Origin of the sequence: Citrobacter sp. Cu233 (assembly GCF_030332225.1) — a bacterium.
Lineage (GTDB): Bacteria > Pseudomonadota > Gammaproteobacteria > Enterobacterales > Enterobacteriaceae > Citrobacter.
Genome location: NZ_JAOWIF010000031.1, coordinates 290,289 through 311,993 on the forward strand (window position 1 = coordinate 290,289; position 21,705 = coordinate 311,993).

General features: G+C 52.4%; 19 protein-coding genes. 16 read left to right on the forward strand and 3 right to left on the reverse strand.

Annotated features, from left to right (window positions below):
- Positions 1 to 19: 19 nt before the first annotated feature.
- The gene (gene ackA / locus OGX95_RS07850) at positions 20 to 1,222 is read right to left on the reverse strand and encodes an acetate kinase (protein ID WP_286629040.1); all 1,203 of its coding nucleotides are present in this window, start codon (positions 1,220 to 1,222) and stop codon (positions 20 to 22) included.
- Between the two features lie 339 nt (positions 1,223 to 1,561).
- On the opposite strand from ackA, the gene yfbV reads away from it, so the two are divergent.
- The 4 genes from yfbV (at position 1,562) to OGX95_RS07870 (ending at position 5,176) form a co-directional block, all read left to right on the forward strand.
- Entirely contained in the window at positions 1,562 to 2,017 is a 456-nt protein-coding gene (gene yfbV / locus OGX95_RS07855; protein WP_003028087.1) for a terminus macrodomain insulation protein YfbV, read from the forward strand.
- 84 nt (positions 2,018 to 2,101) lie between these two features.
- The gene (locus OGX95_RS07860; protein ID WP_003028086.1) at positions 2,102 to 2,596 is read left to right on the forward strand and encodes a YfbU family protein; all 495 of its coding nucleotides are present in this window, start codon (positions 2,102 to 2,104) and stop codon (positions 2,594 to 2,596) included.
- Positions 2,589 to 3,266: a sugar phosphatase gene (locus OGX95_RS07865; protein ID WP_286629314.1), complete on the forward strand. Its 678-nt coding sequence runs from the start codon at positions 2,589 to 2,591 to the stop codon at positions 3,264 to 3,266. Before OGX95_RS07860 ends, OGX95_RS07865 begins: the two co-directional genes overlap by 8 nt.
- A 77-nt stretch (positions 3,267 to 3,343) precedes the next feature.
- Positions 3,344 to 5,176 (forward strand): SLC13 family permease, encoded by a 1,833-nt coding sequence (locus OGX95_RS07870; RefSeq protein ID WP_286629041.1) that lies wholly within the window; start codon positions 3,344 to 3,346, stop codon positions 5,174 to 5,176.
- A gap of 49 nt (positions 5,177 to 5,225) precedes the next feature.
- Here OGX95_RS07870 and yfbR read toward each other — a convergent pair whose 3' ends face one another.
- Positions 5,226 to 5,825: a 5'-deoxynucleotidase gene (gene yfbR / locus OGX95_RS07875; RefSeq protein WP_135321182.1), complete on the reverse strand. Its 600-nt coding sequence runs from the start codon at positions 5,823 to 5,825 to the stop codon at positions 5,226 to 5,228.
- Positions 5,826 to 5,909: 84 nt separating this feature from the next.
- Positions 5,910 to 7,127 (reverse strand): alanine transaminase AlaA, encoded by a 1,218-nt coding sequence (alaA, locus tag OGX95_RS07880; protein ID WP_286629042.1) that lies wholly within the window; start codon positions 7,125 to 7,127, stop codon positions 5,910 to 5,912.
- Positions 7,128 to 8,052: 925 nt separating this feature from the next.
- Between alaA and lrhA the strand changes: the two genes are divergently transcribed.
- From lrhA to nuoL, 12 genes are all read left to right on the forward strand, one after another.
- Positions 8,053 to 8,991, forward strand: coding sequence for a transcriptional regulator LrhA (gene lrhA, locus OGX95_RS07885; RefSeq protein WP_271440146.1), 939 nt, complete (start codon positions 8,053 to 8,055; stop codon positions 8,989 to 8,991).
- Between the two features lie 626 nt (positions 8,992 to 9,617).
- Complete coding sequence (nuoA, locus tag OGX95_RS07890) at positions 9,618 to 10,061, forward strand: NADH-quinone oxidoreductase subunit NuoA (RefSeq protein WP_040230134.1); 444 nt, start codon at positions 9,618 to 9,620, stop codon at positions 10,059 to 10,061.
- Between the two features lie 15 nt (positions 10,062 to 10,076).
- Positions 10,077 to 10,739 (forward strand): NADH-quinone oxidoreductase subunit NuoB, encoded by a 663-nt coding sequence (gene nuoB / locus OGX95_RS07895; RefSeq protein ID WP_003028075.1) that lies wholly within the window; start codon positions 10,077 to 10,079, stop codon positions 10,737 to 10,739.
- An 85-nt stretch (positions 10,740 to 10,824) separates the two neighbouring features.
- Complete coding sequence (gene nuoC / locus OGX95_RS07900) at positions 10,825 to 12,627, forward strand: NADH-quinone oxidoreductase subunit C/D (RefSeq protein ID WP_137384160.1); 1,803 nt, start codon at positions 10,825 to 10,827, stop codon at positions 12,625 to 12,627.
- Between the two features lie 2 nt (positions 12,628 to 12,629).
- Positions 12,630 to 13,130 carry an NADH-quinone oxidoreductase subunit NuoE gene (nuoE, locus tag OGX95_RS07905; protein WP_003028069.1) on the forward strand — a complete coding sequence of 167 codons (501 nt, stop codon included), beginning with the start codon at positions 12,630 to 12,632 and terminating at the stop codon, positions 13,128 to 13,130.
- Complete coding sequence (nuoF, locus tag OGX95_RS07910; RefSeq protein WP_202038192.1) at positions 13,127 to 14,464, forward strand: NADH-quinone oxidoreductase subunit NuoF; 1,338 nt, start codon at positions 13,127 to 13,129, stop codon at positions 14,462 to 14,464. Before nuoE ends, nuoF begins: the two co-directional genes overlap by 4 nt.
- Before the next feature lie 80 nt (positions 14,465 to 14,544).
- Positions 14,545 to 17,271 (forward strand): NADH-quinone oxidoreductase subunit NuoG, encoded by a 2,727-nt coding sequence (gene nuoG, locus OGX95_RS07915; RefSeq protein WP_286629043.1) that lies wholly within the window; start codon positions 14,545 to 14,547, stop codon positions 17,269 to 17,271.
- The gene (nuoH, locus tag OGX95_RS07920; RefSeq protein WP_003028063.1) at positions 17,268 to 18,245 is read left to right on the forward strand and encodes an NADH-quinone oxidoreductase subunit NuoH; all 978 of its coding nucleotides are present in this window, start codon (positions 17,268 to 17,270) and stop codon (positions 18,243 to 18,245) included. Before nuoG ends, nuoH begins: the two co-directional genes overlap by 4 nt.
- 14 nt (positions 18,246 to 18,259) lie before the next feature.
- Positions 18,260 to 18,802 carry an NADH-quinone oxidoreductase subunit NuoI gene (gene nuoI, locus OGX95_RS07925; RefSeq protein ID WP_005129470.1) on the forward strand — a complete coding sequence of 181 codons (543 nt, stop codon included), beginning with the start codon at positions 18,260 to 18,262 and terminating at the stop codon, positions 18,800 to 18,802.
- Positions 18,803 to 18,813: 11 nt separating this feature from the next.
- Entirely contained in the window at positions 18,814 to 19,368 is a 555-nt protein-coding gene (gene nuoJ / locus OGX95_RS07930; RefSeq protein ID WP_003028059.1) for an NADH-quinone oxidoreductase subunit J, read from the forward strand.
- On the forward strand, positions 19,365 to 19,667 hold the full coding sequence (gene nuoK, locus OGX95_RS07935) for an NADH-quinone oxidoreductase subunit NuoK (RefSeq protein WP_006683663.1): 303 nt from the start codon (positions 19,365 to 19,367) through the stop codon (positions 19,665 to 19,667). The genes nuoJ and nuoK overlap by 4 nt, the downstream gene beginning before the upstream one ends.
- On the forward strand, positions 19,664 to 21,505 hold the full coding sequence (nuoL, locus tag OGX95_RS07940; RefSeq protein ID WP_286629044.1) for an NADH-quinone oxidoreductase subunit L: 1,842 nt from the start codon (positions 19,664 to 19,666) through the stop codon (positions 21,503 to 21,505). The genes nuoK and nuoL overlap by 4 nt, the downstream gene beginning before the upstream one ends.
- The last annotated feature ends 200 nt before the right edge of the window (positions 21,506 to 21,705 follow it).

Here is a 21,705-nt window from a genome sequence, read left to right on the forward strand (position 1 = left end):
CTAGGCTGGCGGTGTGAAATCAGGCAGTCAGACGGCTCGCGTCTTGCGCGATAACCAGTTCTTCGTTGGTTGGGATAACCACCGCAGGACGGGTACCTTCTTTGTTGATGAAACCAGATTTGCCGAAACGTGCGGCCAGGTTACGTTCGTGGTCAACTTCGAAGCCCAGAACGCCCAGTTTGCCCAGAGACAGTTCACGAACCATCGCTGCGTTTTCACCGATGCCACCGGTGAAGACAACCGCATCCAGACGACCATCCATCAGCGCGGTGTAGGAACCGATGTATTTCGCCAGACGGTGGCAGTAAACGTCCATTGCACGTTTAGCGTCTTCTTTGGTGGTGTAGTTGTCTTCAACATAACGGCAGTCGCTGGTGACTTCGGTCAGACCCAGCAGGCCAGACTCTTTAGTCAGCATTTTGTTGATCTGGTCAACGCTCATGCCCAGGGTGTCGTGCAGGTGGAAGATAATCGCCGGGTCGATGTCACCGGAACGTGTACCCATCACCAGACCTTCCAGCGGGGTCAGACCCATGGAGGTATCAACACATTTACCATTACGGATTGCAGAAACAGAACCGCCGTTGCCCAGGTGGCAAGTGATGATGTTCAGTTCATCAACCGGTTTGTTCAGCATTTTTGCCGCTTCCTGAGTCACGAAGAAGTGGCTGGTACCGTGCGCGCCGTAACGACGAACGCCATGCTCTTTGTACAGGCTGTACGGCAGAGCGTAGAGGTAAGATTCTTCCGGCATAGTCTGATGGAACGCGGTGTCGAACACAGCCACGTTTTTGTCTTTCAGGCTTGGGAAGGATTTCAGCGCTTCTGCGATACCGATCAGGTGAGCCGGGTTGTGCAGCGGTGCGAAAGAAGCGGAATCTTTGATGCCCTGGATAACGGAATCGTCGATAACCACGGAGCTGGTATACTTTTCACCGCCGTGTACGATACGGTGACCAATTGCAGTCAATTGCGCGGACAATTCTGGTTTTTGTGCCAGAATAGTGTTAACGATAAAGTTCAGCGCTTCACTGTGAGCGGCGCCTGCACCTAAAGCCGCTTCTTGTTTACCGCCGTCCATTTTCCACTTGATACGTGCTCCTGGGAGATGGAAACATTCGGCTAAACCAGAGAGGTATTCTTCACCGTTTACTGCATCGATGATGGCAAATTTCAGTGAGGAGCTACCGCAGTTCAGAACCAGTACTAACTTACTCGACATGGAAGTACCTATTTATGATACGTGGCTAAAAAAACGTCAGGGAGTCATAGAGCGTAGCGCATGATGACACCGACGTTTATGATTAACATCATGCGCCATGGTCTTTTTGGGCACGATGGAATAAATACCTTTGAGTCTATGTCATTTTGCGTATTTTTCAGCCAATGGCATACTGTATGCCAATTTGACGACTCAATGATTTTGGACTAAAGGCCTTACAGGCCGACACAGGATACCTGATTGTGGGTATCGAAGACAAAATGTTTTGAACGATGTCCCTTATAGTTGTTGTTTTGCACAAATTTTTTAATTTTTATATGTGAAGTTGAGGTAACCGCCATGTCGACACCGGATAATCGCTCCGTCAATTTTTTTAGCTTGTTTCGCCGGGGACAGCACTACGCAAAGACGTGGCCAATGGAAAAGCGCCTGGCGCCTGTGTTTGTTGAGAATCGCGTGATCCGCATGACACGATATGCGATTCGCTTTATGCCACCTATCGCTGTCTTTACGTTATGCTGGCAAATTGCGTTAGGTGGTCAGTTGGGACCGGCTGTGGCAACGGCGCTGTTTGCGCTGAGCCTGCCAATGCAGGGCATGTGGTGGCTGGGTAAACGTTCCGTTACACCACTGCCGCCTTCGATTCTCAACTGGTTCTACGAAGTTCGGGGGAAATTACAAGAAGCCGGACAGGCGTTGTCGCCGGTTGAAGGGAAGCCGGATTATCAGGCGTTGGCTGACACGCTTAAGCGCGCCTTCAAACAACTGGATAAAACTTTCCTCGATGATTTGTAATTGACCCCTGATTACGCATATAAAAGAAGGCACAAGTTGCCTTCTTTTTTTTTCATCGCAGTAGTAGTGATACAGGAGTCCCAAATGGAAATGACCAACGCTCAACGTCTTATTTTGTCGAACCAGTACAAAATGATGACCATGCTCGATCCGACCAACGCCGAGCGTTATCGTCGTTTGCAGACGATTATTGAACGCGGTTACGGCTTGCAGATGCGCGAGCTGGATCGTGAGTTTGGTGAGCTGACGGAAGAAACCTGTCGTACGATTATCGATATTATGGAGATGTATCACGCATTACACGTGTCCTGGACTAATCTTAAAGATGCACAGGCTATTGATGAACGCCGCGTGACGTTCCTTGGCTTTGATGCCGCAACGGAAGCCCGTTTCCTCGGGTACGTTCGTTTTATGGTGAACGTGGAAGGCCGTTATACCCATTTTGATGCCGGTACACATGGCTTCAACGCTCAGACCCCAATGTGGGAAAAATATCAGCGTATGCTGAATGTCTGGCACTCCTGCCCGCGTCAGTATCACCTGAGCGCGAATGAAATTAACCAAATCATTAATGCCTGAGGGGGCGAGCGTGCAGTGCAAAGGCTTTCTGTTTGATCTGGATGGGACGCTGGTCGATTCCTTACCCGCAGTAGAACGAGCATGGTGCAATTGGGCCGATCGTTTTGGTCTCGATCACGCCGAGGTGCTGGGCTTTATTCACGGCAAGCAGGCTATTACCTCTCTGCGACACTTTATGGTGGGCAAGTCAGAGGCGGAGATCGCTGCGGAGTTTACGCGCCTGGAGCAAATAGAGGCCACGGAAACCGCTGGGATCGTCGCGCTGCCGGGGGCGATTGATTTACTCAACCATCTCAATAAAGCGGGCATTCCATGGGCGATTGTGACCTCGGGGTCGATGCCCGTTGCGCGGGCACGCCATCGTGTTGCAGGCCTTCCCGCACCTGAAGTGTTTGTCACTGCTGAACGGGTAAAGAGAGGCAAACCTGAGCCAGATGCATATCTGTTAGGTGCTCAACTGCTAGGTCTTGCACCGCAGGAGTGTGCAGTGGTTGAAGATGCGCCCGCTGGAGTGCTCTCTGGCCTGGCTGCCGGATGTCATGTGATCGCGGTCAACGCGCCGTCGGACACGCCGCGTCTGGATGAGGTCGACTTTTCGTTGACCAGTCTGGAACAGATTTCCGTGACCAAGCAACCCAATGGGAATGTGGTCGTTATAAGAAATACCTGATCGTGATTTAGCCCCAGACTGTTGGGGCTTTTTTATGGCAAACTCAATCCATCCCTCTCATTTAACAAGGATATGTTGTGAACGGTGAATTGATATGGGTTCTCTCATTGTTGGCGATTGCCGTCGTTTTGTTTGCCACTGGCAGAGTGCGCATGGATGCAGTTGCTCTGTTGGTCATCATTGCCTTTGTTCTGAGTGGAACACTGAGCATCTCAGAGGCTTTTTCGGGTTTCAGCGATCCTAACGTTATTTTGATAGCGGCCTTATTTATCATTGGGGACGGCCTGGTGCGTACCGGGGTGGCAACGGTGATGGGGGCCTGGCTGGTGAAGGTTGCCGGCAGTAGTGAAGTCAAGATGCTGGTTTTGCTGATGATCACCGTCGCCGGGCTCGGTGCCTTTATGAGTTCCACCGGTGTAGTCGCGATTTTTATTCCTGTTGTTTTAAGCGTATCTATGCGCATGCAAACCTCTCCCTCACGCCTGATGATGCCGCTTAGCTTCGCGGGGCTTATCAGTGGCATGATGACGCTGGTAGCGACACCACCGAACCTGGTCGTCAACAGTGAGCTACTGCGCGAAGGACTTAACGGCTTCAGTTTTTTCAGCGTGACGCCGTTGGGGCTGGTTGTTCTGGTGCTCGGCATTATTTACATGCTGCTTATGCGTTTTATGCTCAAGGGTGAGGACTCCAGGCAGCAGGGGGATGGCTGGAAACGCCGGACCTTTCGCGATCTTATCAAAGAGTATCGTCTGACTGGGCGCGCCCGCCGCCTGGCTATTCGTCCCGGCTCGCCGATGATTGGCCAGCGTCTTGACGACCTGAAGCTGCGTGAGCGCTACGGGGCGAACGTGATTGGTGTTGAACGCTGGCGTCGCTTTCGGCGCGTGATTGTGGACGTTAATGGGGTCTCTGAGTTCCGTGCCCGTGACGTTTTGCTCATTGATATGTCCGCTGCTGATGTCGATCTGCGCGAATTCTGCAGTGAACAATTGCTGGAGCCGATGGTGTTGCGCGGCGAGTATTTTTCCGAACAGGCACTCGATGTGGGGATGGCGGAGATTTCGTTGATCCCTGAATCAGAATTAATCGGTAAAACGGTACGGGAAATCGCGTTTCGTACGCGTTATGGCCTGAACGTCGTCGGGGTGAAGCGTGATGGTACGGCGATGGACGGCGCGGTGGTGGATGAACCGTTGCTGATGGGCGATATCATTCTGGTCGTGGGGAACTGGAAACTGATCACATCGCTTGGGAAAAAAGGCCGCGATTTTGTGGTGTTGAACATGCCGGTTGAAGTCAGTGAAGCGTCTCCGGCACACAGTCAGGCACCGCACGCGATTTTCTGCCTGGTGCTGATGGTTGCGTTAATGCTGACGGATGAAATACCCAATACGGTGGCCGCAATTATTGCCTGCCTGCTGATGGGGAAATTCCGGTGTATTGATGCAGAGAGCGCCTATAAGGCGATCCACTGGCCTAGCATTATCTTGATCGTCGGGATGATGCCTTTCGCGCTGGCTTTACAAAAAACCGGCGGCGTCGATCTGGTAGTAAAAGGACTCATGGACGTCGGTGGGGGATATGGCCCGTACATGATGCTGGGTTGTCTGTTTGTCCTGTGCGCGACCATTGGCTTATTTATCTCGAATACTGCAACAGCGGTGCTGATGGCACCGATTGCGCTGGCGGCTGCGAAGTCGATGGAGGTTTCGCCCTATCCTTTTGCGATGGTCATTGCGATGGCGGCATCTGCAGCCTTTATGACGCCAGTCTCATCACCTGTGAACACGCTGGTGTTGGGGCCGGGTAACTACAGTTTTAGCGACTTTGTGAAAATTGGGGTGCCATTTACGGTGATCGTGATGGCGGTGTGTGTGGTGATGATCCCTATGCTGTTCCCGTTTTGATTTTTTAACCCCTGCGCCGGATGAGCGTTAGCCGCCATCCGGCGAAACATCACAAAGGGGAATCCTGGCTGATTTCATCCAGCGAGAGGTGGAAACTCGGTACAAATACGGCTAAAAAATAGTCCATCTCTTCACTACGCCGTGACTCCAGCGTTTTTTCCAGCCGTGTTTTCGCCAGCTTAAATTCATTATTCCCGGCTGAAAGTTCCTCAAGGCATTTCAGATAGGCGCAAAGCGCATCGGCCTGTTTAACGATCGCTCTCTCTTCATCGCTGCTGGCGTGTTCATCAATTAACGGCGCAAAAATATCTCGCAGTTCATCAGGGACCATATCGACCAGTTTCTGCTGGGCAATTTTCTCGATAGCTTTATATTCCTGGGCAATTTGCGAATTAAAGTATTTCACCGGGGTAGGGAGGTCACCGGTCAGCACTTCGGAGGCGTCGTGGTACATCGCCAGCAGGGCAATGCGTTCAGCGTTAACCTGGCCGCCAAACTTTCGGTTCTTGATTGCCGCCAGCGCATGCGCAACCATCGCTACTTGCAGACTGTGTTCAGACACGTTTTCGGTGCGTACGTTGCGCATCAGCGGCCAGCGGTTAATGAGTTTCAGACGGGAGAGGTGGGCAAAAAAATGGCTCTGCTTCATAACAACCCTTACTCAGTGACTTCAGTAAAGGTATTTTGCGCAGAGAGTGCTACCGGATGCAAATCTCGGTAGCACTCTACGTTATTACAGCTGGTGATAACCGGACAGGAAACGCTCAAACTTGCTCAGCGACATTTCGATATCGTCAATACGCGGCAGCGTCACGATGCGGAAATGATCCGGCCACGGCCAGTTGAATGCCGTCCCCTGGACCAGCAGGACTTTTTCCTGCAACAGGAAGTCGAGCACCATTTTCTGGTCGTCATGAATATTGAAGCGCTTGGCGTCAATTTTCGGGAACATATACAGCGCACCACGCGGTTTTACGCAAGAGACGCCAGGAATATCATTGAGCAGTTCCCAGGCCCGGTTGCGCTGTTCATACAAACGTCCGCCTGGCATGATAAATTCGCTGATGCTCTGGTATCCACCCAGCGCGGTTTGAATGGCATGCTGCGCCGGAACGTTGGCACATAAACGCATGGAGGCCAGCATTTCAAGACCTTCAATATACCCTTTGGCATGCTTCTTCGGTCCGTTCAGTACCATCCAGCCCTGACGGAAACCCGCAACGCGGTAGGTTTTTGACAGGCCGTTAAAGGTGATGGTCAGCAGATCCGGGGCCAGTGGAGCAATAGAATGATGTTCCGCGTCATCATAAAGAATTTTGTCGTAAATCTCGTCAGCAAAGATAATGAGGTTGTTCTGGCGAGCAATCTCAACAATCTCCATCAGCAGTTCTTTGGAATAGACGGCGCCGGTAGGGTTGTTTGGGTTGATGATGACGATCCCTCGCGTACGCGGGGTGATTTTTGCCCGAATATCATCAAGGTCCGGGAACCAGTCTGATGATTCATCACACAGGTAGTGCACGGCATTACCGCCAGAGAGCGATACTGCCGCTGTCCACAGCGGATAATCAGGCGCAGGAACCAGCATTTCGTCCCCACTGTTCAGCAATGCCTGCATCGCCTGAACGATTAATTCAGAAACGCCGTTACCGATATAAATGTCCTCCACGGTAACATCGCGCATCCCGCGGGCCTGGTAATGCTGCATGATCGCTTTGCGGGCTGAATAAAGACCTTTTGAATCGCAATACCCTTGTGCGGTAGGCAAATTGCGGATCACATCGACCAGAATTTCATCTGGTGCTTCAAACCCGAATGGCGCAGGGTTGCCGATGTTGAGTTTCAGAACTTTATTGCCTTCTTCTTCCAGGCGTTTTGCTTCCTTCAGAACCGGGCCACGAATGTCATAACAGACGTTTTCTAATTTGCTGGATTTTTCAATGGGGGACATGAATCTTGACCTTTTTAGCTGTGAATGCCACTCCCTGCCGTGGAAGTCAGCACAGAACAATGTACTCCCCCGACGGTGAGTTTTGAAGGGTCTTTAGTAGAAGATTTCGAAAGTTGCGAGGTTATAATTAACTGTTAACAACTAAATAATTAAATTAGTATAGAATTATAATCTTAGTATTTTGTATTTTGTGGTTATATATTTCACTATGGCGACTTGAGTGTGGTGATTTGTTTGGCTAAAAATAGTGAGATGTGCAAGGCAGTGCGCGGTTTGCAGCATCTGCTGTTTGCGCAATTCGAAAATACTGAGGTCTTAGCCTGACAAACTGTTATCGGCCTGATCTGATAACGGCGCGGTGTGAATCTATTGTTAAGCATAATTAATGAATGGTGGCATTCTTAATTAATTATTATTTAATATTTAAACAGTATTTATTGAACGCGTTAATAATACGAAAACCGCCAGTCTGAGTTAACACCTTTTTGCTTCGATTAATTCGCGATAACACTTATAAATATAGTGGTTTTAGGTTAAGATAAGTCCCATGAAATGGTGCGCACCTTGTGTTTTGCGATAATTCTAATGTTAGTTGAGAGTTTCTAACATACTGAAAATTTAGCTTTTAATGTGTAAATTAGTGTTCGTTAACTATTTTTTAAATTTACAAAATTTACATGTTTTCCATTAGTCAGAATCATCCAACAGCTAAAAAAATGACTCTTTCTCGTTGCTATATTCCGATGAGTGTCACGGGTATTATATAGCGCTGAAAGGGAATTGTTTCGTTTGTTAAAGTAAATACATCCTTATTTTCACCTGGTTACACCTGGTGAAACTGCGAGGGAGGTCCATTACAAATGGAGTTGTTTGTTTCTGAATGCACAGCATTAACCCGGTATGACCCGCGAGTAAGTGAAAAATTATGATAAATGCAAATCGTCCGATAATTAACCTCGACCTCGATCTGCTGAGAACCTTCGTTGCTGTTGCCGATCTGAATACCTTCGCGGCTGCGGCAGCTGCGGTATGTCGCACTCAGTCTGCGGTGAGTCAGCAAATGCAACGCCTCGAGCAACTTGTGGGGAAAGAGTTGTTCGCGCGCCATGGACGTAACAAACTACTGACCGAGCATGGGATTCAGTTGCTGGGTTACGCCAGAAAAATATTGCGTTTTAATGATGAGGCATGCTCATCATTAATGTTTAACAATCTTCAGGGAGTGTTAACTATTGGCGCTTCTGATGAGTCAGCGGATACCATCCTTCCCTTTCTGCTCAACCGGATAAGTTCGGTTTATCCGAAGCTTGCGCTGGATGTCAGAGTGAAACGCAACGCCTACATGGTGGATATGCTGAAGTCACAAGAAGTTGATCTGGTGGTGACGACCAATCGGCCAGGCGATTTTGAGTGTTTGAATCTGCGTACCTCACCTACGCACTGGTATTGTGCGGCCGAATATATTTTACAAAAAGGTGAACCGGTTCCGTTGGTACTGCTGGACGATCCGAGTCCGTTCCGCGATATGGTACTGGCAACACTGAACGCGGCGCAGATCCCGTGGCGTCTGGCCTATGTTGCTTCAACATTAGCGGCTGTGCGTGCGGCAGTGAAGGCGGGGTTGGGAGTGACTGCTCGTCCTGTAGAAATGATGAGCCCGGATTTACGCGTACTGGGCGCGGCGGACGGATTGCCACCGTTGCCGGAAACGGAGTACTTGCTGTGCTGCGACCCTGCCTCACAAAATGAGCTGGCTCAGGTGATCTTTAAGTCGATGCAGACCTATCAAAATCCCTGGCAATACAACCAGTTTACCCCTGAAGGGGGAGACGATTCGCTGATAGTTGAAGGCGATTTTGAGTGATGTACCATAAATAATCGTTATAAAATGTAAGTGCAAAAAAGAGTCGCTGGTGATGAAAAAACATCCAGTGGCTCTTTTTTTATGCAAATAATGGTCGGGAATGCCATTTTGTATACCAAAAATTAACAAAATCAGTAGGTAAAAAAATCACCTGTAAATAGTGCAAAAAATAATCACCCAAGGCGCTATTCATTTCCATGTTAAAAAACTAGAGAAATTGTTGCTGTTTTTTATGGTGAATTAACAAAAGCGTGTCACAGATCAAGAAAATACTCCCATTTAGGGGGAGGCATCTGTGCGAATTCCTGTCAAAATAGACGTGTATTATCTTTTTTACTTCACTACGGACACGATTCAACAACATTGAAATTGACTGATGACACGATCGAAATGAGTCTAAAGAGCACTTTATGTTAATGAAGTTGGAGCAGTGTAAAATAATGTGAGGAAACTTTTGTTAAAGTTGACAAAAGGTTATAGAAAGGAGTAAAAAACCCCATCAATTGGCTGTATAAATGATTTTCTACAGTGATTGTAAGGTTTTTTTTATTCCTCCCCATGAATCGATGTGGCGCTCATCTGCCGAAAAGAGCAGAGAATTTGGCGCTACTTTTGATGAGTAAGCAATGAGTATGTCAACATCCACTGAAGTCATCGCTCATCACTGGGCATTCGCTATCTTTCTTATTGTTGCCATTGGCCTGTGCTGCCTGATGCTCGTCGGCGGTTGGTTTTTAGGTGGTCGCGCACGCGCGAGATCTAAAAACGTGCCGTTTGAATCAGGTATCGACTCGGTCGGCACCGCCCGCTTGCGCCTGTCTGCCAAGTTTTATCTGGTAGCCATGTTCTTCGTTATCTTCGACGTTGAAGCGCTGTATCTGTTCGCATGGTCAACTTCTATCCGTGAAAGCGGTTGGATTGGCTTTGTGGAAGCTGCAATTTTTATTTTTGTGTTACTGGCAGGTCTGGTTTATCTGGTGCGTATTGGCGCGCTGGACTGGACGCCCGCGCGTTCACGCCGCGAGCGTATGAACCCGGAAACGAACAGTATCGCTAATCGTCAACGCTAACCGCGAGGCATTAAGATGGATTATACGCTCACCCGCATAGATCCTAACGGTGAGAACGACCGTTACCCCCTGCAAAAACAGGAGATCGTAACCGACCCCCTGGAGCAAGAAGTTAACAAAAACGTGTTCATGGGCAAACTGCATGACATGGTTAACTGGGGCCGTAAAAACTCAATTTGGCCATATAACTTTGGCCTTTCCTGCTGCTACGTAGAGATGGTGACCTCGTTTACCGCCGTGCATGACGTGGCCCGTTTTGGTGCGGAAGTTCTGCGTGCATCACCGCGTCAGGCTGACCTCATGGTCGTGGCCGGAACCTGCTTTACCAAAATGGCCCCGGTTATTCAGCGCCTCTACGATCAGATGCTGGAACCTAAATGGGTTATTTCCATGGGCGCATGCGCCAACTCCGGCGGTATGTACGATATCTACTCGGTCGTGCAAGGCGTTGATAAATTTATTCCGGTAGATGTGTACATCCCGGGATGCCCGCCGCGTCCGGAAGCGTACATGCAGGCACTGATGCTGCTGCAAGACTCCATTGGCAAAGAACGCCGTCCGCTCTCCTGGGTGGTTGGCGATCAGGGCGTTTATCGCGCCAATATGCAGTCAGAACGCGAGCGTAAACGCGGCGAACGTATTGCTGTAACGAATCTTCGTACACCAGACGAGATTTAATTTGCGCCTGTCGGCAGCAGCACTTCCTTCGCTTATCACTACATAAATAGCGCGAAGCACTGCCGACTATCACGGACCATTTGCAATGGTGAACAATATGACCGACTTAACCGCGCAAGACGCTGCATGGCAAACACGGGATCACCTCGATGACCCGGTCATTGGCGAACTGCGCAACCGTTTTGGGCCGGATGCCTTTACCGTTCAGGCGACTCGCACCGGGGTACCCGTTGTCTGGGTCAAGCGTGAACAGTTACTCGAAGTTGGCGATTTCTTAAAGAGACTGCCGAAACCTTATGTCATGCTGTTTGACTTACACGGCATGGATGAACGTCTGCGTACGCACCGCGAAGGATTACCTGCCGCGGATTTTTCCGTTTTCTACCACCTGATCTCCATTGAACGCAATCGAGATATTATGCTCAAGGTGGCATTGTCTGAGAACGACTTGCGCGTACCGACCTTCACCAAACTTTTCCCGAACGCCAACTGGTATGAACGTGAAACCTGGGAAATGTTTGGCATCGATATCGAAGGCCACCCACACCTGACGCGCCTACTGATGCCGCATACCTGGGAAGGCCATCCGCTGCGTAAAGACTATCCAGCGCGTGCGACTGAATTCGATCCGTTTGAGCTGACCAAAGCCAAACAGGATCTGGAAATGGAATCATTGACGTTCAAGCCAGAAGATTGGGGCATGAAGCGTAGCACCGAAAATGAGGACTTCATGTTCCTCAACCTCGGTCCTAACCACCCGTCTTCCCATGGTGCATTCCGTATTGTCCTGCAGCTTGATGGCGAAGAAATCGTCGACTGTGTACCTGACATCGGCTACCACCACCGTGGTGCTGAAAAGATGGGTGAGCGTCAGTCCTGGCACAGCTACATTCCGTACACTGACCGTATTGAATACCTCGGTGGTTGCGTAAACGAAATGCCTTATGTGCTGGCGGTCGAAAAGTTGGCGGGCATTACCGTACCGGATCGCGTGAATGTGATTCGCGTCATGCTCTCCGAACTGTTCCGTATCAACAGCCACCTGCTGTACATCTCTACGTTCATTCAGGACGTCGGCGCAATGACCCCGGTATTCTTCGCCTTTACCGACCGTCAGAAAATCTATGACGTCGTCGAAGCGATCACCGGTTTCCGTATGCACCCGGCCTGGTTCCGTATCGGTGGCGTAGCACACGATCTGCCGCGCGGTTGGGACAAACTGCTGCGTGACTTCCTCGACTGGATGCCGAAGCGTCTGGATTCCTACGAGAAAGCCGCACTGCGCAACACCATCCTGAAAGGCCGTTCTCAGGGCGTTGCCGCATACGGCAAAAAAGAAGCGCTGGACTGGGGCTGTACCGGTGCTGCGCTGCGCGCGACGGGTATTGATTTTGACGTGCGTAAATCACGTCCGTACTCTGGTTATGAGAACTTTGACTTTGAAGTGCCGGTTGGCGGCGGTGTGTCCGACTGCTATACCCGCGTGATGCTGAAAGTTGAAGAACTGCGTCAGAGCCTGCGCATCCTTGAGCAGTGCCTCAATAACATGCCGGAAGGCCCGTTCAAAGCGGATCACCCGCTGACCACGCCACCGCCGAAAGAGCGCACGCTGCAACATATCGAAACCCTGATCACCCACTTCCTGCAGGTTTCGTGGGGCCCGGTTATGCCGGCGAACGAGTCCTTCCAGATGGTGGAAGCGACCAAGGGTATCAACAGTTACTACCTGACCAGCGATGGCAGCACCATGAGTTACCGTACTCGTATCCGTACCCCGAGTTATGCGCACTTGCAGCAGATCCCGGTAGCAGTACGTGGCAGCCTGGTGTCCGACCTGATCGTCCATCTGGGTAGTATCGATTTTGTTATGTCAGATGTGGACCGCTAATTATGCACGAGAATCAACAACCACAAACCGAGGCTTTTGAGCTGAGTGCGGCTGAGCGTGAAGCGATTGAGCACGAGAAGCACCACTATGAAGACCCGCGTGCGGCGTCCATTGAAGCGCTGAAAATCGTTCAGAAACAGCGTGGCTGGGTGCCGGATGGGGCGATCTACGCGATCGCTGACGTGCTGGGTATCCCGGCAAGCGACGTTGAAGGTGTTGCGACCTTCTACAGCCAGATCTTCCGCCAGCCGGTAGGTCGCCACGTGATCCGCTATTGCGACAGCGTCGTGTGCCATATCAATGGCTACCAGGGGATCCAGGCTGCGCTTGAGAAAAAACTCAACATCAAGCCGGGGCAGACGACCTTTGATGGTCGCTTTACGCTGCTGCCGACCTGCTGCCTGGGGAACTGCGACAAGGGGCCGAACATGATGATCGATGAAGATACTCATGCTCACCTGACCCCGGAAGGCATTCCCGAACTGTTGGAGCGGTATAAATGAAAGACATTATCCGTACTCCCGAAACACATCCGCTGACCTGGCGTCTGCGCGATGATAAACAGCCGGTCTGGCTGGACGAATACCGTAGCAAGAACGGTTATGAAGGTGCGCGTAAGGCCCTGACCGGGCTGTCACCGGATGAAATCGTTAACCAGGTAAAAGACGCTGGCCTGAAAGGGCGTGGCGGCGCAGGCTTTTCCACCGGTCTGAAGTGGAGCCTGATGCCGAAAGACGAATCCATGAACATCCGTTACCTGCTGTGTAACGCCGATGAAATGGAGCCGGGCACCTATAAAGACCGTCTGTTGATGGAACAGCTGCCGCACCTGCTGGTGGAAGGTATGTTGATCTCCGCGTTTGCGCTGAAAGCGTACCGTGGTTACATCTTCCTGCGCGGTGAGTATATCGAAGCGGCTGTGCATCTGCGTCGCGCGATTGCCGAAGCGACCGAAGCTGGCCTGCTTGGTAAAAACATCATGGGCACCGGTTTCGATTTCGAACTGTTTGTGCATACCGGGGCAGGGCGTTACATCTGTGGTGAAGAAACCGCGCTGATTAACTCCCTCGAAGGTCGCCGCGCGAACCCGCGCTCCAAGCCGCCGTTCCCGGCAAGCTCTGGTGCATGGGGTAAACCGACCTGTGTTAACAACGTCGAAACCCTGTGTAACGTACCGGCTATTCTCGCAAACGGCGTGGAGTGGTACCAGAACATTTCGAAGAGCAAAGACGCGGGCACCAAACTGATGGGCTTCTCTGGTCGCGTGAAGAATCCGGGACTGTGGGAGCTGCCATTTGGCACTACTGCCCGTGAAATCCTCGAAGATTACGCGGGCGGCATGCGTGATGGCCTGAAGTTCAAAGCCTGGCAGCCAGGTGGTGCGGGAACCGACTTCCTCACTGAGGCACATCTCGACTTGCCGATGGAATTCGAAAGCATCGGTAAAGCGGGCAGCCGTCTGGGTACGGCACTGGCGATGGCGGTTGACCACGAGATTGGCATGGTACCGCTGGTGCGCAACCTGGAAGAGTTCTTCGCCCGCGAATCCTGTGGCTGGTGTACGCCATGTCGTGATGGCCTGCCGTGGAGTGTGAAAATTCTGCGTGCGCTGGAGCGTGGTGAAGGCCAGCCGGGGGATATCGAGACACTTGAGCAACTGTGTCGTTTCCTCGGTCCGGGTAAAACCTTCTGTGCGCACGCACCGGGTGCGGTTGAACCGCTGCAGAGCGCCATTAAATATTTCCGCGAAGAATTCGAAGCTGGCATCAAGCAGACCTTCAGCAATACCCACGTAATTAGTGGTATTCAGCCGAACCTGCTGAAAGAGCGCTGGTGATTACAGGGTTAACCCTGTGTCGCGATAAGAAATTCGATTAACGCTCGGTTATGACCGAGCCAACTGGAAGCATGCTGACTATGGCTACGATTCATGTAGACGGCAAAGAATATGAGGTCAACGGAGCGGACAACCTGCTGGAAGCTTGTCTGTCTCTCGGCCTTGATATTCCATACTTTTGCTGGCACCCGGCGCTTGGGAGCGTCGGTGCTTGCCGCCAGTGTGCGGTGAAGCAATATCAAAACGCGGAAGATACGCGTGGTCGCCTGGTGATGTCTTGTATGACACCGGCTACCGAAGGCACCTTTATTTCTATCGACGACGAAGAAGCGAAGCAATTCCGTGAAAGCGTGGTGGAATGGTTGATGACTAACCACCCACACGACTGTCCGGTCTGTGAAGAGGGCGGTAACTGCCACCTTCAGGATATGACTGTAATGACCGGTCACAGCTTCCGTCGCTACCGCTTTACTAAGCGTACTCACCGCAATCAGGATCTGGGGCCATTCATTTCTCACGAAATGAACCGCTGCATCGCCTGCTACCGCTGCGTGCGTTACTACAAAGATTATGCGGACGGCGCAGATCTGGGCGTGTATGGCGCACATGACAACGTCTATTTCGGTCGTCCGGAAGACGGTACTCTCGAGAGCGAATTCTCCGGTAACCTGGTGGAAATCTGCCCGACCGGTGTGTTCACTGATAAAACGCACTCCGAGCGTTATAACCGTAAATGGGATATGCAGTTTGCGCCGAGCATCTGCCAGCAGTGTTCCATTGGTTGTAACACCAGCCCGGGTGAGCGCTACGGTGAACTGCGTCGTATCGAAAACCGCTACAACGGTACCGTAAACCACTACTTCCTCTGCGATCGCGGTCGTTTTGGCTATGGTTACGTGAACCTGAAAGACAGGCCGCGTCAGCCGGTACAGCGTCGTGGCGATGATCTGATCACCCTCAACGCTGAGCAGGCGATGCAGGGGGCGGCAGATATTCTGCGTCAGTCGAAGAAAGTGATCGGTATTGGCTCTCCGCGAGCCAGCGTTGAAAGCAACTTCGCGCTGCGTGAACTGGTGGGTGCGGATAACTTCTATACCGGTATCGCCCAGGGTGAACAGGAACGTCTGCAACTGGCGCTGAGCGTGCTGCGTGACGGCGGTATTCATACCCCGGCACTGCGCGAAATCGAATCTTACGACGCAGTCCTGGTGCTGGGTGAAGATGTGACCCAGACCGGGGCGCGTGTTGCGCTGGCTGTGCGTCAGGCGGTGAAGGGGAAAGCGCGTGAAATGGCAGCGGCACAGAAAGTGGCCGACTGGCAGATTGCAGCCATCCTCAACATTGGCCAGCGTGCCAAACATCCGCTGTTCGTGACCAACGTCGATAACACACGTCTGGATGATATCGCAGCATGGACCTACCGTGCACCGGTTGAAGATCAGGCGCGTTTAGGTTTCGCTATCGCCCATGCGCTGGATAACAACGCACCGGCGGTTGACGGCATCGACCGTGACCTGCAGAACAAAATTGACGTTATCGTTCAGGCACTGGCCGGGGCGAAGAAGCCGCTGATTATTTCCGGTACTAACGCCGGTAGCGCCGAAGTGATTCAGGCTGCTGCTAACGTGGCGAAAGCACTGAAAGGCCGTGGCGCAGACGTCGGCATCACCATGATTGCCCGCTCTGTTAACAGCATGGGCCTGGGCATGATTGGCGGTGGTTCCCTTGATGATGCGCTGACTGAACTGGAAACAGGTCGCGCTGACGCCGTTGTGGTGCTGGAAAACGATTTGCATCGTCATGCTTCAGCAACGCGTGTGAACGCCGCACTGGCGAAAGCGCCGCTGGTACTGGTCATTGACCATCAGCGTACGGCTATTATGGAAAACGCCCATCTGGTGCTTTCCGCCGCAAGCTTCGCCGAAAGCGATGGTACGGTGATTAACAACGAAGGCCGTGCCCAGCGTTTCTTCCAGGTCTATGACCCGTCCTATTACGAAGCCAACACCATCATGCTGGAAAGCTGGCGCTGGCTGCATTCGCTGCACAGCACCGTACAGAGCCGTGAAGTGGACTGGACGCAGCTCGACCACGTTATAGACGCGGTCGTTGAGAAGCTGCCGCAGCTGGCGGGTATTAAAGATGCTGCGCCGGATGCCAGCTTCCGCATCCGTGGACAGAAACTGGCACGTGAACCGCACCGCTACAGTGGTCGTACGGCAATGCGCGCTAACATCAGCGTACACGAGCCGCGCCAGCCGCAGGATAAAGACACCATGTTCGCCTTCTCGATGGAAGGGAACAACCAGCCGTCTGCACCGCGTTCACAAATTCCGTTTGCCTGGGCACCAGGCTGGAACTCCCCACAAGCGTGGAACAAGTTCCAGGATGAAGTGGGCGGTAAACTGCGTCATGGCGATCCGGGCGTGCGTCTGATTGAAGCCTCTGAAGGGGGCCTGGATTACTTCACTACCGTTCCGGCGAGCTTCCAGGCTCAGGATGGTCAGTGGCGTATCGCACCGTACTACCATCTGTTTGGTAGTGATGAAATGTCCCAGCGTGCACCGGTCTTCCAGACCCGCATGCCGCAGCCGTACATCAAACTCAACCCGGCAGATGCCGCGAAGTTGGGTGTTAATGCCGGCACGCGCGTTTCTTTCAGCTACGATGGCAACACGGTCACGCTGCCGGTTGAAATCGCTGAAGGCTTGACGGCAGGGCAGGTTGGTTTGCCGATGGGCATGCCTGGCATCGCGCCGGTTCTGGCAGGTGCGCGTCTTGAGGATCTGCAGGAGGCACAACAATGAGTTGGATTACACCCGATCTGATTGAGATCCTGCTGAGCATTCTCAAAGCGGTGGTGATCCTGCTGGTGGTGGTCACCTGCGGGGCATTCATGAGCTTTGGTGAACGTCGTCTGCTGGGTCTGTTCCAGAACCGTTACGGACCGAACCGTGTTGGCTGGGGTGGCTCACTCCAGCTGGTTGCGGATATGATCAAGATGTTCTTTAAAGAAGACTGGATCCCGAAATTCTCGGATCGCGTCATCTTTACCCTGGCACCGATGATCGCCTTCACCTCGCTGCTGCTGGCTTTCGCCATTGTGCCAGTGAGTCCGAACTGGGTAGTTGCTGACCTGAACATCGGGATCCTGTTCTTCCTGATGATGGCGGGGCTCGCAGTGTACGCGGTGCTGTTCGCCGGTTGGTCGAGCAACAACAAATACTCGCTGCTCGGTGCGATGCGTGCGTCTGCACAGACGCTGAGCTATGAAGTGTTCCTCGGGCTTTCCCTGATGGGTGTGGTGGCGCAGGCCGGTTCATTTAATATGACCGACATCGTCAATAACCAGGCTGATATCTGGAACGTTATTCCGCAGTTCTTTGGTTTTGTCACCTTTGCTATCGCGGGCGTAGCGGTGTGCCACCGTCACCCGTTTGACCAGCCAGAAGCCGAGCAGGAACTGGCCGATGGTTACCACATTGAATATTCCGGCATGAAATTCGGTCTGTTTTTTGTGGGTGAGTACATCGGTATCGTCACCATTTCTGCGCTAATGGTTACGCTGTTCTTCGGTGGCTGGCATGGCCCGTTCTTACCGCCATTCGTCTGGTTCGCGCTGAAAACCGCGTTCTTCATGATGATGTTCATTTTGATTCGTGCGTCGTTACCGCGTCCTCGTTATGACCAGGTAATGTCCTTCGGCTGGAAAGTCTGTCTGCCGCTGACGCTCGTCAACTTGCTGGTAACGGCGGCTGTCATTCTCTGGCAGGCGCAATAAGGGACACAAAGACCATGACCTTAAAAGAATTGTTAGTAGGCTTCGGCACCCAGGTACGTAGTATCTGGATGATCGGCCTACATGCGTTCGCGAAACGCGAAACGCAGATGTACCCGGAAGAACCGGTCTATCTACCGCCCCGTTTCCGTGGTCGTATCGTACTGACCCGTGATCCAGACGGTGAAGAACGCTGCGTTGCCTGTAACCTGTGTGCGGTAGCGTGTCCGGTTGGCTGTATCTCTCTGCAAAAAGCAGAGACCAAAGATGGCCGCTGGTATCCGGAGTTTTTCCGCATTAACTTCTCACGCTGCATTTTCTGTGGTCTGTGCGAAGAAGCCTGTCCGACAACAGCTATTCAGCTGACTCCAGATTTCGAGCTGGGTGAATACAAGCGCCAGGACCTGGTTTACGAGAAAGAGGATCTGCTGATCTCCGGTCCGGGCAAATACCCGGAATATAACTTCTACCGGATGGCAGGTATGGCAATCGACGGCAAAGATAAAGGCGAAGCAGAGAACGAAGCTAAGCCAATCGACGTCAAGAGCCTGTTACCGTAAGGAGAGGGGCAATGGAGTTCGCTTTTTATATCTGTGGCCTGATAGCCATTCTCGCAACCTTGCGGGTGATCACCCACACCAATCCGGTACACGCACTGCTGTACCTGATTATTTCGCTGCTGGCGATTTCTGGGGTGTTCTTCTCGTTAGGCGCTTACTTCGCGGGTGCGCTGGAAATTATCGTCTACGCGGGTGCCATCATGGTGCTGTTCGTGTTCGTGGTGATGATGCTCAACCTCGGTGGTTCTGAAATCGAACAGGAACGTCAGTGGCTGAAGCCGCAGGTGTGGATTGGTCCGGCGATTTTGTCGGCCATCATGCTGGTGGTCATTGTGTATGCCATCCTGGGTGTTAACGATCAGGGCATCGACGGTACACCGATCAGCGCGAAAGCTGTCGGCATTTCCCTGTTTGGACCTTATGTTCTGGCGGTTGAACTGGCTTCGATGCTGTTGTTGGCGGGTCTGGTTGTGGCCTTCCACGTCGGTCGCGAAGAGCGTTCAGGTGAAGTGCTGAGCAATCGCACGGATGACCGCGCGAAAAGAAAAACGGAGGAGCACGCATGATCCCCTTACAACATGGACTGATCCTCGCGGCTGTCTTATTCGTACTGGGTTTAACGGGTCTGGTTATCCGCCGCAATCTGCTGTTTATGCTGATCGGGCTGGAAATCATGATTAACGCCTCTGCGCTGGCCTTCGTGGTCGCCGGAAGCTACTGGGGCCAGACCGATGGTCAGGTGATGTACATTCTTGCCATCAGCCTCGCGGCTGCTGAAGCGAGCATTGGACTTGCGCTGTTGCTGCAACTTCATCGCCGTCGCCAGAACCTGAACATCGATTCAGTAAGTGAGATGCGTGGATGAACATGCTTGCCTTAACCATTATTCTGCCATTTATTGGCTTTGTATTGCTGGCGTTCTCTCGCGGTCGTTGGTCAGAAAATCTGTCCGCGACCGTGGGCGTCGGGTCGATTGGCCTGGCGGCGCTGGTAACCGCGTTTGTTGGCGTTGACTTCTTTGCTAATGGCCAGCAGGCCTACAGCCAGCCACTGTGGACGTGGATGTCCGTCGGTGATTTCAACATCGGTTTCAACCTGGTGCTGGACGGCTTGTCGCTGACCATGCTTTCCGTGGTAACCGGTGTCGGTTTCCTGATCCACATGTTCGCCTCCTGGTATATGCGCGGAGAGGAGGGATACTCTCGTTTCTTCGCCTACACCAACCTGTTTATCGCCAGCATGGTGGTTCTGGTGCTGGCGGATAACCTGCTGCTGATGTATCTCGGCTGGGAAGGCGTGGGCCTGTGCTCCTATCTGCTGATCGGTTTCTATTATACCGATCCGAAGAATGGCGCAGCGGCAATGAAAGCCTTCGTGGTAACCCGTGTCGGTGACGTATTCCTCGCCTTCGCACTGTTTATCCTCTACAACGAGCTGGGTACGCTGAACTTCCGCGAAATGGTGGAACTGGCGCCTGCGCACTTTGCAGACGGTAACAATATGCTGATGTGGGCAACCCTGATGCTGCTGGGCGGTGCGGTGGGTAAATCAGCACAGCTGCCGTTGCAGACCTGGCTTGCAGACGCGATGGCAGGCCCGACGCCTGTCTCTGCGCTGATCCACGCCGCAACGATGGTTACCGCCGGTGTTTACCTGATTGCACGCACCCACGGTCTGTTCCTGATGACCCCGGAAATTCTGCATCTGGTAGGGATTATTGGTGCTATCACGCTGGTGCTGGCGGGTTTTGCCGCACTGGTACAGACCGACATCAAACGTGTGCTCGCTTACTCCACCATGAGCCAGATTGGCTACATGTTCCTGGCGCTTGGCGTACAGGCATGGGATGCGGCGATTTTCCACCTGATGACGCACGCCTTCTTTAAAGCGCTGCTGTTCCTGGCATCCGGCTCGGTTATCCTGGCCTGCCACCACGAACAGAACATCTTCAAGATGGGCGGCCTGCGTAAGTCTATTCCGCTGGTGTATCTCTGCTTCCTGATTGGTGGCGCGGCGTTGTCGGCTCTGCCGCTGATTACCGCAGGCTTCTTCAGTAAGGATGAGATCCTGGCCGGAGCGATGGCGAACGGTCATATCAATCTGATGGTTGCAGGTCTGGTCGGTGCGTTCATGACCTCTTTGTATACCTTCCGTATGATTTTCATCGTGTTCCACGGTAAAGAACAAATTCGCGCTCACGCAGGGAAGGGGATTACCCATCATCTGCCGCTGATTGTGCTGATGATCCTGTCCACCTTTGTTGGTGCGCTGATTGTGCCTCCGCTGCAGGGTGTACTGCCTGCAACGACTGAGCTTGAGCATGGTCGTGTTATGACGCTGGAAATTACCTCCGGTATCGTCGCGATTGCGGGCATCCTGATCGCAGCATGGCTGTGGCTGGGTAAACGTACGTTGGTGACGTCGATTGCCAACAGTGCGCCGGGCCGTCTGCTGGGGACCTGGTGGTATAACGCCTGGGGCTTTGACTGGCTGTACGACAAAGTGTTCGTTAAGCCGTTCCTCGGCATCGCCTGGCTGCTGAAACGCGATCCGCTGAACGCAATGATGAACATCCCGGCTATCCTTTCCCGCTTTGCAGGTAAAGGTCTGCTGTTAAGCGAGAACGGCTATCTGCGTTGGTATGTGGCATCAATGAGCATCGGCGCTGTCGTTGTGCTGGCACTGTTGATGGTACTGCGTTGAGTTTGAGGGTTGGTATTGTGCCCGACACAACAAACCCAAAGAGAATTATTAAAATTCGTTGAAAATCAGGTCCAAAAGGACAGGCGTTATCGGCGAAGTCAGAGTGGACACCGCCTGCGCACAGCAACCGGAGCGTACTGAAGTACGTGAAGGTTGCGAGCACAGCCGGGGTTCGCTATGACGAGTGAGATAGCCTGAAC

Excerpts from the sequence above, each read along its gene's own strand:
- nuoC (WP_137384160.1), top strand. The coding sequence starts at position 10,825 with ATGGTGAACAATATGACCGACTTAACCGCGCAAGACGCTGCATGGCAA.
- alaA (WP_286629042.1), bottom strand. The coding sequence starts at position 7,127 with ATGTCCCCCATTGAAAAATCCAGCAAATTAGAAAACGTCTGTTATGAC.
- nuoF (WP_202038192.1), top strand. The coding sequence starts at position 13,127 with ATGAAAGACATTATCCGTACTCCCGAAACACATCCGCTGACCTGGCGT.
- nuoG (WP_286629043.1), top strand. The coding sequence starts at position 14,545 with ATGGCTACGATTCATGTAGACGGCAAAGAATATGAGGTCAACGGAGCG.
- lrhA (WP_271440146.1), top strand. The coding sequence starts at position 8,053 with ATGATAAATGCAAATCGTCCGATAATTAACCTCGACCTCGATCTGCTG.
- OGX95_RS07865 (WP_286629314.1), top strand. The coding sequence starts at position 2,589 with ATGCCTGAGGGGGCGAGCGTGCAGTGCAAAGGCTTTCTGTTTGATCTG.
- nuoA (WP_040230134.1), top strand. The coding sequence starts at position 9,618 with ATGAGTATGTCAACATCCACTGAAGTCATCGCTCATCACTGGGCATTC.
- ackA (WP_286629040.1), bottom strand. The coding sequence starts at position 1,222 with ATGTCGAGTAAGTTAGTACTGGTTCTGAACTGCGGTAGCTCCTCACTG.
- OGX95_RS07860 (WP_003028086.1), top strand. The coding sequence starts at position 2,102 with ATGGAAATGACCAACGCTCAACGTCTTATTTTGTCGAACCAGTACAAA.
- yfbV (WP_003028087.1), top strand. The coding sequence starts at position 1,562 with ATGTCGACACCGGATAATCGCTCCGTCAATTTTTTTAGCTTGTTTCGC.
- nuoE (WP_003028069.1), top strand. The coding sequence starts at position 12,630 with ATGCACGAGAATCAACAACCACAAACCGAGGCTTTTGAGCTGAGTGCG.
- nuoB (WP_003028075.1), top strand. The coding sequence starts at position 10,077 with ATGGATTATACGCTCACCCGCATAGATCCTAACGGTGAGAACGACCGT.
- nuoL (WP_286629044.1), top strand. The coding sequence starts at position 19,664 with ATGAACATGCTTGCCTTAACCATTATTCTGCCATTTATTGGCTTTGTA.
- nuoI (WP_005129470.1), top strand. The coding sequence starts at position 18,260 with ATGACCTTAAAAGAATTGTTAGTAGGCTTCGGCACCCAGGTACGTAGT.
- yfbR (WP_135321182.1), bottom strand. The coding sequence starts at position 5,825 with ATGAAGCAGAGCCATTTTTTTGCCCACCTCTCCCGTCTGAAACTCATT.
- nuoJ (WP_003028059.1), top strand. The coding sequence starts at position 18,814 with ATGGAGTTCGCTTTTTATATCTGTGGCCTGATAGCCATTCTCGCAACC.
- nuoH (WP_003028063.1), top strand. The coding sequence starts at position 17,268 with ATGAGTTGGATTACACCCGATCTGATTGAGATCCTGCTGAGCATTCTC.
- nuoK (WP_006683663.1), top strand. The coding sequence starts at position 19,365 with ATGATCCCCTTACAACATGGACTGATCCTCGCGGCTGTCTTATTCGTA.